The organism is Enterobacter cloacae complex sp. S2 (assembly GCF_015159675.1).
GTDB classification, from domain to species: Bacteria; Pseudomonadota; Gammaproteobacteria; order Enterobacterales; family Enterobacteriaceae; genus Enterobacter; species Enterobacter intestinihominis.
The window spans coordinates 6,663-21,237 of sequence record NZ_JADDTS010000013.1 but is presented as its reverse complement, the minus strand read 5'-3'; the positions used below and the strand labels follow the sequence as shown (position 1 = coordinate 21,237).

The 14,575-nt window shown below is 57.7% G+C and carries 9 protein-coding genes; 7 read left to right on the top strand and 2 right to left on the bottom strand.

The window, feature by feature from the left end; all coding sequences use genetic code 11:
* On the top strand, positions 1 to 1,550 hold a 1,550-nt coding region (locus tag IPZ49_RS07185; RefSeq protein ID WP_193762837.1), incomplete at its 5' end, for a molybdopterin dinucleotide binding domain-containing protein.
* A 174-nt stretch (positions 1,551 to 1,724) separates the two neighbouring features.
* A complete protein-coding gene (locus IPZ49_RS07180) occupies positions 1,725 to 3,143 on the top strand; it encodes a YchO/YchP family invasin (protein ID WP_033486843.1) in 1,419 nt (472 codons plus the stop codon).
* Between the two features lies 1 nt (position 3,144).
* On the opposite strand, the gene narL is transcribed toward IPZ49_RS07180, so the two are convergent.
* Entirely contained in the window at positions 3,145 to 3,795 is a 651-nt protein-coding gene (gene narL, locus IPZ49_RS07175; protein WP_003856701.1) for a two-component system response regulator NarL, read from the bottom strand.
* Positions 3,788 to 5,584, bottom strand: a complete 1,797-nt coding sequence (gene narX / locus IPZ49_RS07170; RefSeq protein ID WP_033486844.1) for a nitrate/nitrite two-component system sensor histidine kinase NarX — start codon at positions 5,582 to 5,584, stop codon at positions 3,788 to 3,790. The genes narL and narX overlap by 8 nt, the downstream gene beginning before the upstream one ends.
* Before the next feature lie 309 nt (positions 5,585 to 5,893).
* On the opposite strand from narX, the gene IPZ49_RS07165 reads away from it, so the two are divergent.
* The 5 genes from IPZ49_RS07165 (at position 5,894) to narI (ending at position 14,332) form a co-directional block, all read left to right on the top strand.
* Positions 5,894 to 7,291, top strand: coding sequence for a NarK family nitrate/nitrite MFS transporter (locus IPZ49_RS07165; protein WP_017693303.1), 1,398 nt, complete (start codon positions 5,894 to 5,896; stop codon positions 7,289 to 7,291).
* A 381-nt stretch (positions 7,292 to 7,672) separates the two neighbouring features.
* Complete coding sequence (locus IPZ49_RS07160) at positions 7,673 to 11,416, top strand: nitrate reductase subunit alpha (RefSeq protein ID WP_023300281.1); 3,744 nt, start codon at positions 7,673 to 7,675, stop codon at positions 11,414 to 11,416.
* Positions 11,413 to 12,948, top strand: coding sequence for a nitrate reductase subunit beta (gene narH, locus IPZ49_RS07155; protein WP_017384243.1), 1,536 nt, complete (start codon positions 11,413 to 11,415; stop codon positions 12,946 to 12,948). Before IPZ49_RS07160 ends, narH begins: the two co-directional genes overlap by 4 nt.
* Positions 12,945 to 13,655, top strand: coding sequence for a nitrate reductase molybdenum cofactor assembly chaperone (narJ, locus tag IPZ49_RS07150; protein ID WP_022651366.1), 711 nt, complete (start codon positions 12,945 to 12,947; stop codon positions 13,653 to 13,655). Before narH ends, narJ begins: the two co-directional genes overlap by 4 nt.
* Positions 13,655 to 14,332 carry a respiratory nitrate reductase subunit gamma gene (gene narI, locus IPZ49_RS07145; protein WP_017384241.1) on the top strand — a complete coding sequence of 226 codons (678 nt, stop codon included), beginning with the start codon at positions 13,655 to 13,657 and terminating at the stop codon, positions 14,330 to 14,332. Before narJ ends, narI begins: the two co-directional genes overlap by 1 nt.
* Positions 14,333 to 14,575: the final 243 nt, after the last annotated feature.

Genomic DNA, 14,575 nt, shown 5'->3' with positions numbered 1-14,575 from the left:
GGCGGGAAGTGGGGGGACTGGCGAACCAGCTGGCGGCGCACATGAACTTCGAGCCGGACGATCTCTCGCGCGTGGCGCGTTTCTGGGGAACGGAACAGCTGGCGCAGACCCCGGGCCTGATGGCGGTGGAACTGTTTGACGCTATTGCCCGCGGCGAGGTGAAGGCGGTGTGGATCATGGGCACCAACCCTGCCGTGTCACTTCCCGACAGCCACGCGGTGTGCCAGGCGCTGGCGGCCTGCCCGCTGGTCATGGTATCTGAGGTGATGCAGGAGACGGACACCAGCCGGTTTGCCCATATCCGTTTTCCCGCCCTGGGCTGGGGCGAGAAAAACGGCACGGTGACCAATTCAGAACGCCGTATCTCCCGCCAGCGCGCCTTTCTGCCTGCGCCGGGCGAGGCCAGACCGGACTGGTGGATCATCGCCCGGATCGCAGACCAGCTCGGTTATGGCGATGCCTTCGCCTGGGAACACCCTCAGGAGATATTTTGTGAACATGCGGCGCTAACGGCGTTTGAAAATAACGGCGAACGGGCGCTAAACCTGCGCGAACTGGCGTCGCTGTCACGAGAGGCGTGGGACGAGCTGGCGCCGTATCAGTGGCATGCCGGTGATTTCCCGCAAAGAACGCTTGTTCCGGTTGACCCCTCCCCGCATGGGGCAGGCGTCGACGAATTGTACCCCTTGATACTGAATACCGGGCGGATCCGCGATCAGTGGCACACCATGACGCGCACGGGGTATGTTCCGCGTCTGATGCAGCATATCGATGAGCCTTTTGTTGAGATGAACGCAACCGATGCGGCGCGCGCCGGGCTGACTGACGGCCAGCTGGCGCGGGTAAGCTCCCCGCGCGGAGTGATGGTTGCCAGAGTACGTATCTCCACCGCGCAGCGTGCAGGCGAGCTGTTTGCGCCGATGCACTGGAACGCGCAATTTGCCCGGCAGGGTAAGGTCAATGCGCTGGTGGAAGGGCGGGTTGATGCCGGGTCCGGCCAGCCGGAGAGTAAACAAACCGCGGTGAGGATCCTGCCCTGGCTACCGGCCTGGCAGGGTGAACTGTATGCCCGCGAGCTGCCAGCGCTGCCGCCGTCGGTCTGCTGGTGGCGTAAAGCCTCACGTCTGACGGTGGCGGGGGAGCAGCCGTTGCTGTCGTGGATCATGGCGTACGCCAGCGGTCGGGGCTGGCAGTTACAGGTGGCACAGACGGGAGAACGCAGCAGCGTGCTCGCCTGGCATCACGGTGAGCTGATGCTGGGCTACTGGGAGGGCCATACGCTGCCGGCGCTGGCGCATGCGTTTATTGAAGAAGCCTTTGCTGCTGCGCCCGTCCAACTTGCTGAACGCCATGCGCTGCTGCACGGGCAACGGCCGGACGAAGATGCCGATCCCGGGCGAATTATCTGTAGCTGCTTCAGCGTGGGTGAAAATACGATACGTAAGGCAATAGCCGGAGGCTGTGATTCTGCCCCAGCGCTGGGCGTGAAGCTGCGCTGCGGCACGAACTGTGGTTCCTGCGTGCCGGAGCTGAAAGCGCTGTTGGGATAATAGTGTAAGGGCGTCGGGTGGCGGCTTCGCACCGGTACGAATTTGTAGGTCGGGTAAGGCGAAGACGCCACCCGACAAATCTTTTCAGGATATTCCTGAAATTTCTCTTAAGACTGGTTTTCAGGACTTATGGCGTTAACATAATAAGTGTTTGTTCATAAACACAGGTTCTGATTGACGACGTTGAAGGCTGTATCGTCCCGCATCCGTTTTTTGCTGTTACTCCCCCTTTTTACGGCTGGAGCCGTTCATGGTGCGCCGAAATCCTTCGTGCAGCAGGCGCAAAATCCGTTTGATCACAACGGCGATAGTCTGCCGGATCTCGGCATGGCGCAACCGACCAGCGAAGGCGAAAAGCATCTGGCTGAAATGGCTAAGGCCTTCGGTGAAGCCAGTATGACCGATAACGGCCTGACGGCCGGGCAGCAGGCGCGACAGTTCGCGTTTGGCAAGGTGCGGGATGCCGTGAGCGGGGAAGTCAACGAGCAGATTGAATCCTGGCTTTCACCCTGGGGAAACGCCAACGTCAATGTGCTGGTGGATGACGACGGCAACTTTAACGGCAGCAGCGGAAGCTGGTTTATCCCCTGGAACGACAACACCCGCTATCTGAGCTGGAGCCAGCTTGGGCTGACGCAGCAGACAGACGGGCTGGTGAGTAACGTCGGGGCTGGTCAGCGCTGGGTTGCCGGAAACTGGCTGCTGGGCTACAACACTTTTTACGACAACCTGCTGGAAGACAACCTGCAACGTGCCGGGCTGGGCGCAGAGGCGTGGGGTGAAAACCTGCGCCTGTCGGCCAATTACTACCAGCCGTTCGCTGGCTGGCAGCCGCGTTCCGACATCCGCGAGCAGCGCATGGCGCGCGGGTACGACGTAACGGCCAAAGCCTGGCTTCCCTGGTTTCACCACCTGAACACCAGCGTCAGCTTTGAACAGTATTTTGGCGATAACGTCGATCTGTTTAACAGCGGTACGGGGTATCACAACCCGGTTGCGGTCAACCTGGGGCTGAACTATACCCCCGTACCGCTGGTCACCCTGACGGCTGCCCATAAGCAGGGGGAGAGCGGCGTTAGCCAGAATAACCTCGGGCTGAAGCTCAACTATCGTTTTGGCGTGCCGCTGGCGAAACAGCTTTCCGCCGGGGAAGTGGCGGCGACGCGCTCGCTGCGGGGGAGCCGCTATGATTCACCCGATCGCGATAATCTGCCCGTGATGGAATTCCGTCAGCGCAAAACCCTCTCGGTATATCTGGCCACGCCGCCGTGGGATCTTAAGCCAGGCGAAACGGTGATGCTGAAGCTGCAAATTCGCAGCACGCACGGTATCCGGCAGATCCACTGGCTGGGTGATACCCAGGCGCTCAGCCTGACCTCACCGGCAAACGGCAACAGCAGCGATGGCTGGAGTGTGATCATGCCTGTATGGGATGATTCAGAAGGGGCGAAAAACGCATGGCGGCTTACGGCCGTGGTGGAAGATAAGGATGGGCAGCGTGTCTCCTCCAATGAGATCACGCTTTCCGTGGTGCAACCGCTCGTCGCAATGCCTGCCGACGATCCACGGTGGAAGTTGCTGCCGGATGAGTAAGTTAAAAAATGCGCTCCTGATGCACCCAGACGGCGGCTTCGACGCGGGATTTTAACTTCATTTTTTTCAGCATGTGTTTGACATGCACTTTGACCGTGCTCTCGGTGATGTCCAGACGGCGGGCGATCATTTTGTTCGGCAGCCCCTGGGCAATCAGCTTCAGAATGTCACGCTCACGCGGGGTCAACTGGCTGACGTCACGATCAGACGTGGCGCGGTTCGCACGCAGGCTGGCGGCCAGTACCGGCGTTAACGCTTCACTCAGCACCATCTCGCCTGCGGCAGCCTGTTGCAGCGCCTTGAGCAGATCTTCCGGCTCCATATCTTTCAGCAGATAGCCGTCTGCCCCTCGCTTGAGGGCGGTGACCACGTCTTCTTCATGGTTTGAGACGCTGAAGACCACCACCCGGCCAGAGAGGGATTTCTCCCGCAGCTTGTCGAGGGTTTCCAGGCCATTCATGCCCGGCATGTTGAGATCGAGCAAGATCAAATCAGGATCGAGCGATTCGGCAAGTTCAATACCCTGTTCGCCGTTACTGGCTTCCCCGACGACGGTGATATCTGGCGCCATGCTGACAAGCTGTTTAACGCCAGTGCGCAGCATCGGATGATCGTCAATCAACAGGATAGATGCCGGTTCCTGATTAGTCATGGTTTTCTCCTTGAGCAGTTATGAGGGGCTTTTCGGGTATAAAGGTGACCACAACTTCGGTGCCACCTGACTCTCCCCGGCGAACCTGGCAATCACCGCGCAGGCTTTGCGCGCGGTCTCGCATGATAATTAAACCATAATGGTTCGTTCGTTCGGCATTTTCCGGCACGCCGCGGCCGTTATCCTGAACCCTGAGCTTCACCTGATTATCCTGGCAGCTGACGGTGACCGTGACGGCCGTCGCCTCGGCATGCTTGAGCACGTTGCTCAGGGCTTCACGGGCAATTTGCAGCAAATGGATCGCCTGGTGAGAGGGAACAAAACGCGGTGGCAACTGGTAATCCAGTTTCACCGGGAAGCCCAGCCGGGCACTAAACTCCTGACAGCTGGACTCCAGCGCAGGGCGCAGCCCCGGCTCGGTGAGCTGCAAACGGAAGGTGGTCAGCAGCTCGCGAAGCTGAACCCACGAGGTGTTAAGCTCGTTGCGGATCTGGCTGAGCAGCTGTTTGCTGCTCTCGGGCATGCCTTCGTCCTGCATTTGCAGGCAGCTCACCTGCATCTTCATGCAGGAGAGGGACTGGGCGATGGAGTCGTGCAGCTCGCGGGCGATGGTGGCACGCTCCTCCATCACGATCAGCTGCTGCTGTTTCTCCTGGTGGCGGTCGAGCGCCAGCGTGGCCGTGAGCTGCTCAACAAGCGTATCGACCAGCTGCTGCTGGTCGTGGCTCAGGTGACGTCCGGCGGGCAGGGTGGCCAGCAAAATACCGTACTGGGTATGGCTGTCCATCAGCCGCCACTTGAGGGTCGTGCCGCTGGTGGTAAGTGGCGGCAAGCCGCGCGGGCACAGATGACACCCTTTATCGTCGCAGGAGATGTCCGACTGACAGGTAAATTCCTGATGGTTTTCCTCATCCTCAACGTCGTAAACCCGAAGCTCAAGATCGCGGAGCAGAGTCAGATTTTGCAGGCCGTTCAGTACCGGCGAGAGACGTTCGCAAAGCGGGACCTGCATATGCAGGCGACGGTTCGCCTGCCAGAGGAAAGAGAGGATCTCGTTTTTCTGCTCAAGCCCGGCGGTTTTCTCCTGGACGCGTTGTTCCAGTACCGCGTAGCTTTCTGATAGCTCTGCCGACATGGTGTTGAGCGCCTCGCCGAGCATCGCCATTTCGTTGCGCCCGCTGATGTGCGTGCGCTGGGTAAAATCGCGCTGTGTGACGGCGCGGGCCATCGCCAGGAGCTGTTTCCAGGGATTAAGCAACCGCGCGCGTAGCCAGATAACCGTGAAAATCAGCAGCAAACCCATAAACAGCGCCATTGCGCGGTGAACCATCACCACACGGTCAATGCGTAACTCTGTGGTGCGATCGAATGAGGAGACAAGATGATCGATGCGTGACACAAACCCGGCGACGTCCCGGGCGACCGTTTCCCGGTCTTCCGCCCGTTTTAACCCAGGCTCCAGCTGGGTATGCCAGTAGCCCTGAAGCGCCTTAAGCTGAGATTGCTGACCGTCACGGATGGCGGCTCTTTCCAGTTCAGGGCTGAATGCGGTACGCTCCATTTCGTCGATAAGCGGTTGGTCAGCCTGCGTCAGCGGCACCGACGCCAGCAGCCGGTAACTCTGCATACGTAGCGAGCCTGCCTCGTTGATGGCATGCGCGTTACCCTGTACACCCTGTACCAGCCAGCCAGAAATAGCCATGCCGGTCACACCGATAGCGGTGGACAGCAGAACAATAAGCGCCAGCTGGTTAACCAGCGTCAGCGGAGATAAACATCTTTTTAACATAGAGTTGCCGGGCTCCTGACGTGACCTGATTGCAGGAATGGCGCTATTCTGGTGCATACCCTGGAGTATACCCATACCAATAAAGGATTACCTCTAAATTGCCAGAGGGGTAACGGTTAGTGGGTGGACGAAGCAGGGATGCGTCAGCACCGTGAAAAACCACACCTTTTTTACGTTTTGCATCTACTCATTAAGAGTGATGGCTTTTTTTTCGCCGCAAAACCTCCCACTTTTCCTTTGATTTATATCAACTTACCGCCGCTCTAAAGCCCTAATGTTTGCAGCATCATTCGAGAATCAGAGGTGTCTATGAGTCACTCTTCCGCTCCCGAAAGGGAAACTGGTGCCGTTATTACAGACTGGCGTCCAGAGGATCCGGCGTTCTGGCAACAGCGCGGCCATCGTGTAGCAAGTCGTAATCTGTGGATTTCCGTTCCATGTCTGTTACTGGCGTTTTGCGTCTGGATGTTGTTTAGTGCGGTTGCGGTTAACCTTCCAAAAGTGGGCTTTACCTTTACCACCGATCAGCTGTTTATGTTGACCGCGTTGCCGTCGCTTTCAGGCGCACTGCTGCGCGTTCCTTACGCGTTTATGGTGCCGGTCTTTGGTGGTCGTCGCTGGACGGCTTTCAGTACCGGGATCATGATCGTACCGTGCGTGTGGCTCGGTTTTGCGGTGCAGGATACCTCCACACCGTTTAGCGTATTCGTGATTATCTCTCTGCTGTGCGGTTTTGCGGGGGCGAACTTTGCGTCCAGTATGGCAAACATCAGCTTCTTCTTCCCGAAAGCGAAGCAGGGTGGTGCGCTGGGCATTAACGGCGGCCTCGGTAATATGGGCGTGAGCGTGATGCAGCTGATTGCCCCGCTGGCGATCTCTGTCTCCATCTTTGCGGCCTTTGGCGGCGGCGGTGTGACGCAGCCCGACGGTTCCGTGCTGTTCCTGCAAAACGCCTCCTGGATTTGGGTACCGTTCCTGGTGGTCTTTACCCTGGCGGCGTGGTTCTTCATGAACGATCTGTCCGCGTCCAAAGCGTCACTGAGCGAGCAGCTGCCGGTGCTGAAGCGTGGCCACCTGTGGGTGATGGCGCTGCTGTATCTGGCGACCTTCGGCTCGTTCATCGGTTTCTCCGCAGGCTTTGCCATGCTGTCTAAAACCCAGTTCCCGGACGTGCAGATCCTTCAGTTTGCCTTCTTCGGTCCGTTTATCGGCGCGCTGGCACGTTCGCTGGGCGGGATGATCTCCGACCGTCTGGGGGGAACGCGCGTTACGCTGGTGAACTTTGTTGTGATGGCCATCTTCTGTGCGCTGCTGTTCCTGACGCTGCCTGCGGGTGGTGAGGGGGGTAACTTCTTTGCCTTCTTCGGCGTATTCATGGTGCTGTTCCTGACCGCCGGGCTGGGCAGTGCGTCTACTTTCCAGATGATCTCTGTCATCTTTCGCAAGCTGACCATGGACCGCGTGAAAGCGCAGGGCGGGAGCGATGAGCAGGCAATGCGTGAAGCCGCCACCGATACCGCTGCGGCGCTTGGGTTTATCTCTGCGATTGGCGCGATTGGCGGCTTCTTTATTCCAAAAGCGTTCGGTATCTCACTGGATCTGACCGGCTCTCCGGCGGGTGCGATGAAAATATTCCTCGTCTTCTATATCGCCTGCGTGGTCATCACCTGGCTGGTATATGGCCGTAATACCAAGAAAAACAAGTAAGCTTGATTATCCGTTTGCGCGGCCTGAGTGCCGCGCTTTTTTTAATCGCTAAATAGTTACAACATACTAATAGCTTTTCCTGTGGTCATACGCAGGTAACGCTGTGATCGCCATCGCTTTACAGGTGTTTCTACCCCTTAATACCTAAGATGTTAAATTTTGCCTCGCTTATTGTACGATAAATAAAATATATCTATATAAATCATAAGGTTAAAAAATATTAACGGCTACCGCTTTGGTGGTATTTGATCTAATACCCCCCCTCAGAGTCCCCCTTCGTCTTGATCGTTATCAATTCTCACCATCTTTCATAGCGTTACCTTCGCTGCAAATCAGCAATGTCGATTTAGAGAGCCACAGGCTCCACACAGGAGATACCCGATGAGCAAATTTTTGGACCGGTTTCGCTACTTCAAACAGAAGGGTGAAACTTTTGCCGATGGGCACGGCCAGGTTCTGGATACCAACCGGGACTGGGAAGACGGTTACCGTCAACGCTGGCAGCATGACAAAGTTGTCCGTTCTACCCACGGCGTAAACTGCACTGGCTCATGTAGCTGGAAGATTTTCGTTAAAAACGGTCTGGTGACCTGGGAAATGCAGCAGACCGATTATCCGCGTACCCGTCCGGATATGCCGAACCACGAGCCGCGCGGCTGCCCGCGTGGGGCCAGCTACTCCTGGTATCTCTACAGCGCCAACCGTCTGAAATACCCGCTGATGCGTAAACGCCTGATGAAAATGTGGCGTGAAGCGAAAGTGCAGCACAGCGATCCGGTTGATGCCTGGGCCTCCATCATTGAAGATGCCGACAAAGCGAAAAGCTTCAAGCAGGCGCGTGGTCGCGGTGGTTTCGTTCGCTCTTCCTGGAAAGAGGTGAACGAGCTGATTGCGGCTTCCAACGTCTACACCGTGAAAACCTACGGTCCTGACCGTGTGGCAGGCTTCTCGCCAATCCCGGCGATGTCGATGGTCTCTTACGCCTCCGGCGCGCGCTACCTGTCACTCATCGGTGGTACCTGCCTGAGCTTCTACGACTGGTACTGCGACCTGCCGCCAGCGTCACCACAGACCTGGGGTGAGCAGACCGACGTGCCGGAGTCCGCCGACTGGTATAACTCCAGCTACATCATCGCCTGGGGCTCTAACGTTCCGCAGACCCGTACCCCGGATGCGCACTTCTTTACCGAAGTACGTTACAAAGGGACCAAAACCGTCGCCGTGACCCCGGACTACGCCGAAATCGCCAAACTGTGCGACCTGTGGCTGGCGCCGAAACAGGGTACCGATGCCGCAATGGCGCTGGCGATGGGCCACGTCATGCTGCGTGAATTCCACCTCGACAAGCCAAGCCAGTATTTCACCGATTACGTGCGTCGCTACACCGACATGCCAATGCTGGTGATGCTCGAAGAGCGTGACGGCTATTACGCCGCAGGCCGTATGCTGCGTGCCGCGGATCTGGTGGACGCGCTGGGTCAGGAAAACAACCCGGAGTGGAAAACGGTCGCCTGCAACAGCAACGGCGAGCTGGTGGCGCCAAACGGTTCTATCGGCTTCCGCTGGGGCGAAAAAGGCAAATGGAACCTGGAGCAGCGTAACGGCACCACGGGTGAAGAGACGGAGCTGCGTCTCAGCATGCTGGGCAGCCAGGATGAGATCGCCGATGTCGGCTTCCCGTACTTTGGTGGTGAAGGTTCCGAGCACTTCAACAAGGTTGAGTTGCAAAACGTTCTGATGCACAAGCTGCCGGTGAAGCGCCTGCAACTGGCGGACGGTTCTACTGCTCTGGTCACTACCGTCTACGATCTGACCATGGCGAACTACGGCCTGGAGCGCGGCCTGAACGACGAAAACTGCGCGACCAGCTATGATGACGTGAAGGCTTATACCCCAGCCTGGGCGGAGCAGATCACCGGTGTGCCACGCGCCCAGATCACCCGTATCGCCCGCGAATTTGCGGAAAACGCCGACAAAACCCACGGTCGCTCCATGATCATCGTCGGTGCCGGTCTGAACCACTGGTATCACCTCGATATGAACTATCGCGGCCTGATCAACATGCTGATCTTCTGCGGCTGCGTCGGGCAGAGCGGCGGTGGCTGGGCGCACTACGTGGGCCAGGAAAAACTGCGTCCGCAGACCGGCTGGCAACCGCTGGCGTTTGCCCTTGACTGGCAGCGTCCGGCTCGTCACATGAACAGCACCTCCTACTTCTATAACCACTCCAGCCAGTGGCGCTACGAGACGGTTACCGCCCAGGAACTGCTGTCGCCGATGGCGGATAAATCCCGCTACAGCGGCCACCTGATTGACTTCAACGTCCGCGCTGAGCGTATGGGCTGGCTGCCGTCTGCGCCGCAGCTGGGTACGAACCCGCTGCGTATTGCGGAAGCGGCGAAGAAAGCGGGCATGTCACCGGTGGACTACACCGTTAAATCCCTCAAAGACGGCTCAATCCGCTTCGCGGCAGAACAGCCGGAGAACGGTAAAAACCATCCGCGTAACCTGTTCATCTGGCGCTCTAACCTGCTGGGTTCGTCCGGTAAAGGTCACGAGTACATGCTGAAATACCTGCTCGGTACCGAAAACGGTATTCAGGGTAAAGATCTCGGCAAGCAGGGCGGCGTGAAGCCGGAAGAAGTGGAGTGGAAAGACAACGGTCTCGACGGCAAGTTGGATCTGGTGGTGACGCTGGACTTCCGTCTGTCCAGTACCTGCCTGTACTCCGACATCGTGCTACCTACTGCCACCTGGTACGAAAAAGACGACATGAATACGTCGGATATGCATCCGTTTATTCATCCGCTGTCGGCGGCCGTTGACCCGGCGTGGGAATCAAAAAGCGACTGGGAAATTTACAAAGACATCGCGAAGAAATTCTCTGAAGTCTGTGTAGGGCACCTGGGCAAAGAGACCGACGTGGTGACGCTGCCAATCCAGCATGACTCCGCTGCCGAACTGGCGCAGCCGCTGGACGTGAAGGACTGGAAAAAAGGCGAGTGCGACCTGATCCCGGGCGTAACCGCGCCGCACATTATTCCGGTTGAACGTGATTACCCGGCAACCTACGAGCGCTTTACCTCTATCGGCCCGCTGATGGAGAAGATCGGTAACGGCGGTAAAGGCATCGCCTGGAACACCCAGAGCGAAATGGACCTGCTGCGCAAGCTCAATTACACCAAAGCAGACGGCCCGGCGAAAGGCCAGCCGATGCTGAACACGGCAATTGATGCGGCAGAGATGATCCTGACCCTGGCCCCGGAAACCAACGGCCACGTGGCGGTGAAAGCCTGGGCGGCCCTGAGCGAGTTTACCGGTCGTGATCACACGCACCTGGCGAAGAATAAAGAGGAAGAGAAAATCCGCTTCCGCGATATTCAGGCCCAGCCGCGCAAGATTATCTCCAGCCCGACCTGGTCTGGCCTCGAAGATGAACATGTGTCCTATAACGCCGGATACACCAACGTTCACGAGCTGATCCCATGGCGCACGCTTTCTGGCCGTCAGTCTCTGTATCAGGATCACCAGTGGATGCGTGACTTCGGTGAAAGCCTGCTGGTTTACCGTCCGCCAATCGACACCCGCTCCGTGAAAGCGGTGATGGGCGCGAAATCGAACGGTAACCCTGAGAAGGCGTTGAACTTCCTGACGCCGCACCAGAAGTGGGGTATCCACTCCACCTACAGCGACAACCTGCTGATGCTGACCCTGTCGCGCGGGGGGCCAATCGTCTGGATGAGCGAAGCGGACGCCAAAGATCTGGGTATCGAAGATAACGACTGGATCGAAGTGTTCAACAGCAACGGCGCCCTGACGGCACGTGCGGTGGTGAGCCAGCGTGTACCGGCCGGGATGACCATGATGTACCACGCGCAGGAACGTATCGTTAACCTGCCGGGGTCTGAGATCACCGAGCAGCGCGGCGGTATTCACAACTCCGTGACCCGTATTACGCCGAAGCCGACCCACATGATCGGTGGTTATGCCCAGCTGGCCTACGGCTTTAACTACTACGGCACCGTAGGATCGAACCGCGATGAGTTCGTGGTGGTACGTAAGATGAAGAATATTAACTGGTTAGATGGCGAAGGTAATGACCAGGTACAGGAGAGCGTAAAATGAAAATTCGTTCACAAGTCGGCATGGTGCTGAATCTGGATAAATGCATCGGCTGTCATACCTGCTCAGTCACCTGTAAAAACGTCTGGACCAGCCGTGAAGGTATGGAGTACGCCTGGTTCAACAACGTGGAAAGTAAGCCGGGCACCGGCTTCCCGACCGACTGGGAAAACCAGGAGAAGTGGAAGGGCGGCTGGATCCGTAAAATCAACGGCAAACTGCAACCGCGCATGGGTAACCGTGCCATGTTGCTGGGAAAAATCTTCGCTAACCCGCATCTGCCGGGCATTGATGATTACTACGAGCCGTTTGATTACGACTACCAGAACCTGCACAACGCGCCGGAAAGCAAACACCAGCCGATCGCCCGTCCTCGCTCGCTGATCACCGGCCAGCGCATGGACAAAATTACCAGCGGTCCAAACTGGGAAGAGATTCTGGGCGGCGAGTTCGAAAAACGCGCCAAAGACCAGAACTTCGAGAACATGCAGAAGGCGATGTACGGCCAGTTCGAAAACACCTTCATGATGTACCTGCCGCGCCTGTGCGAACACTGCCTTAACCCGGCGTGCGTGGCGACCTGCCCAAGCGGCGCCATCTACAAGCGTGAAGAAGATGGCATTGTGCTGATCGACCAGGACAAGTGCCGCGGCTGGCGTATGTGCATCACCGGCTGCCCGTACAAAAAAATCTACTTCAACTGGAAGAGCGGTAAGTCTGAGAAGTGCATCTTCTGCTACCCGCGTATCGAAGCCGGTATGCCGACAGTCTGCTCAGAAAGCTGCGTAGGTCGTATCCGCTACCTCGGCGTGCTGCTGTACGACGCGGACGCGATTGAAAATGCCGCAAGCACCGAGAACGAGAAAGATCTGTATCAGCGTCAGCTGGACGTCTTCCTCGATCCAAACGATCCGAAGGTTATTGAGCAGGCGCTGAAAGACGGTATTCCGCAGAGCGTGATTGACGCCGCACAGCAGTCCCCGGTGTACAAAATGGCGATGGACTGGAAGCTGGCCCTGCCGCTGCACCCGGAATACCGCACGCTGCCGATGGTCTGGTACGTGCCGCCGCTGTCTCCGATTCAGTCTGCGGCGGACGCGGGTGAACTGGGCAGCAACGGCATTCTGCCGGACGTGGAAAGCCTGCGTATCCCGGTTCAGTATCTGGCCAACCTGCTCACCGCAGGGGATACCCAGCCGGTACTGCTGGCGCTGAAACGTATGCTGGCGATGCGTCACTTCAAACGTGCGGAAACCGTTGACGGCGTTAACGATACCCGCGCGCTGGAGGAGGTCGGCCTGACCGAGGCGCAGGCGCAGGAGATGTACCGCTATCTGGCAATCGCTAACTACGAAGATCGTTTCGTGGTGCCGAGCAGCCACCGTGAACTGGCTCGCGAGGCCTTCCCGGAGAAAAGTGGGTGTGGCTTTACCTTTGGCGACGGTTGCCACGGGTCAGACAGCAAATTCAACCTGTTCAACAGCCGCCGCATTGACGCGATGGATGTGACCAGCAAAACGGAGCCGCACCAATGATTGAACTCGTCATTGTTTCGCGTCTGCTCGAGTACCCTGATGCTGCGCTTGTGCAGCATCAACAGGAACTCTTTGATGCACTCGCGTCATCTGAAAACCTGGATAAAGAGGATGCCCAGAAGCTGGGCGTTTTCCTCCGCGATCTGCTGGCACGCGATCTTCTTGATGCGCAGGCGGACTACAGCCAGCTGTTTGACCGGGGCCGTGCCACGTCTCTGCTGCTGTTCGAACACGTTCACGGTGAATCCCGCGACCGTGGTCAGGCGATGGTGGATCTGATGGCCCAGTACGAGCAGCACGGTTTGCAACTCGACAGCCGCGAGCTGCCGGATCACCTGCCGCTGTATCTGGAATATCTGGCACAGTTGCCGAAAGAGGAAGCGCTGGGCGGGTTGCAGGACATTGCTCCCATTCTGGCGTTGCTCGGCGCGCGTCTCCAGCAACGTGAGAGCAGCTATGCAGTCCTGTTCGATCTGCTGGTGAAACTGGCTAACGCCTCGGTTGACAGTCAAAAAGTGGCGGAAAAAATTGCGGATGAAGCCCGTGACGATACCCCACAAGCACTGGATGCCGTCTGGGAAGAAGAGCAGGTGAAATTCTTTGCTGACCAGAGCTGTGGCGAATCTGAAATCTCCGCGCATCAGCGTCGTTTTGCCGGAGCGGTGGCTCCGCAATATTTGAATATCTCTAACGGAGGACAGCACTAATGCACTTCCTGAATATGTTCTTCTTTGACATTTACCCGTATATCGCGGGCACCGTGTTCCTGGTGGGAAGCTGGCTGCGTTATGACTATGGCCAGTACACCTGGCGTGCTGCCTCCAGCCAGATGCTGGATCGTAAAGGGATGAACCTGGCGTCAAACCTGTTCCACATCGGGATTTTGGGAATTTTCGCCGGCCACTTCCTGGGGATGCTGACCCCGCACTGGATGTACGAAGCGTGGCTGCCGATTGACGTGAAGCAGAAGATGGCGATGATTGCCGGCGGCGCCTGTGGCGTGATGACCCTGGTGGGTGGTCTGCTGCTGCTGAAACGACGTCTGTTCAGCCCACGCGTGCGGGCTACCACGACCGGAGCGGACATCCTGATCCTCTCCCTGCTGATGGTGCAGTGTGCGCTTGGTCTGCTGACCATTCCATTCTCTGCGCAGCATATGGACGGCAGCGAGATGATGAAGCTGGTTGGATGGGCGCAGTCTGTCGTGACCTTCCGCGGGGGCGCTTCTGAGCATCTGGACGGCGTGGCGTTTATCTTCCGCGTTCACCTGGTGCTGGGTATGACCCTGTTTGTGCTGTTCCCGTTCTCTCGCCTGGTGCACATCTGGAGTGCGCCGGTGGAGTACCTGACGCGTAAATATCAGGTTGTGCGTGCTCGTCGCTGATTCGCTGTATTAATACAACCCCGCATTTGCGGGGTTTTTTTTGTCCCCGATCCAGGGGGGCGTGCGGATGCCGGGTGGCGGCTGCGCCTTACCCGGCCTACAGACCCTATTCGTAGCCCCGGTAAGCGAAGCGCCACCGGGGAAAACAGGCAGGGAAGGATTACTCCCGGCATCGAGAAATATGGAGCATTGTGCTTGAGTGAGTGCTTAAGAATCTGGAAGTGATGGTGGTGGGGGAAGGAT

Coding starts and splice junctions, on each gene's coding strand:
- narI (WP_017384241.1), top strand. CDS start 13,655: ATGCACTTCCTGAATATGTTCTTCTTTGACATTTACCCGTATATCGCG.
- narJ (WP_022651366.1), top strand. CDS start 12,945: ATGATTGAACTCGTCATTGTTTCGCGTCTGCTCGAGTACCCTGATGCT.
- IPZ49_RS07160 (WP_023300281.1), top strand. CDS start 7,673: ATGAGCAAATTTTTGGACCGGTTTCGCTACTTCAAACAGAAGGGTGAA.
- narH (WP_017384243.1), top strand. CDS start 11,413: ATGAAAATTCGTTCACAAGTCGGCATGGTGCTGAATCTGGATAAATGC.
- narL (WP_003856701.1), bottom strand. CDS start 3,795: ATGACTAATCAGGAACCGGCATCTATCCTGTTGATTGACGATCATCCG.
- narX (WP_033486844.1), bottom strand. CDS start 5,584: ATGTTAAAAAGATGTTTATCTCCGCTGACGCTGGTTAACCAGCTGGCG.
- IPZ49_RS07165 (WP_017693303.1), top strand. CDS start 5,894: ATGAGTCACTCTTCCGCTCCCGAAAGGGAAACTGGTGCCGTTATTACA.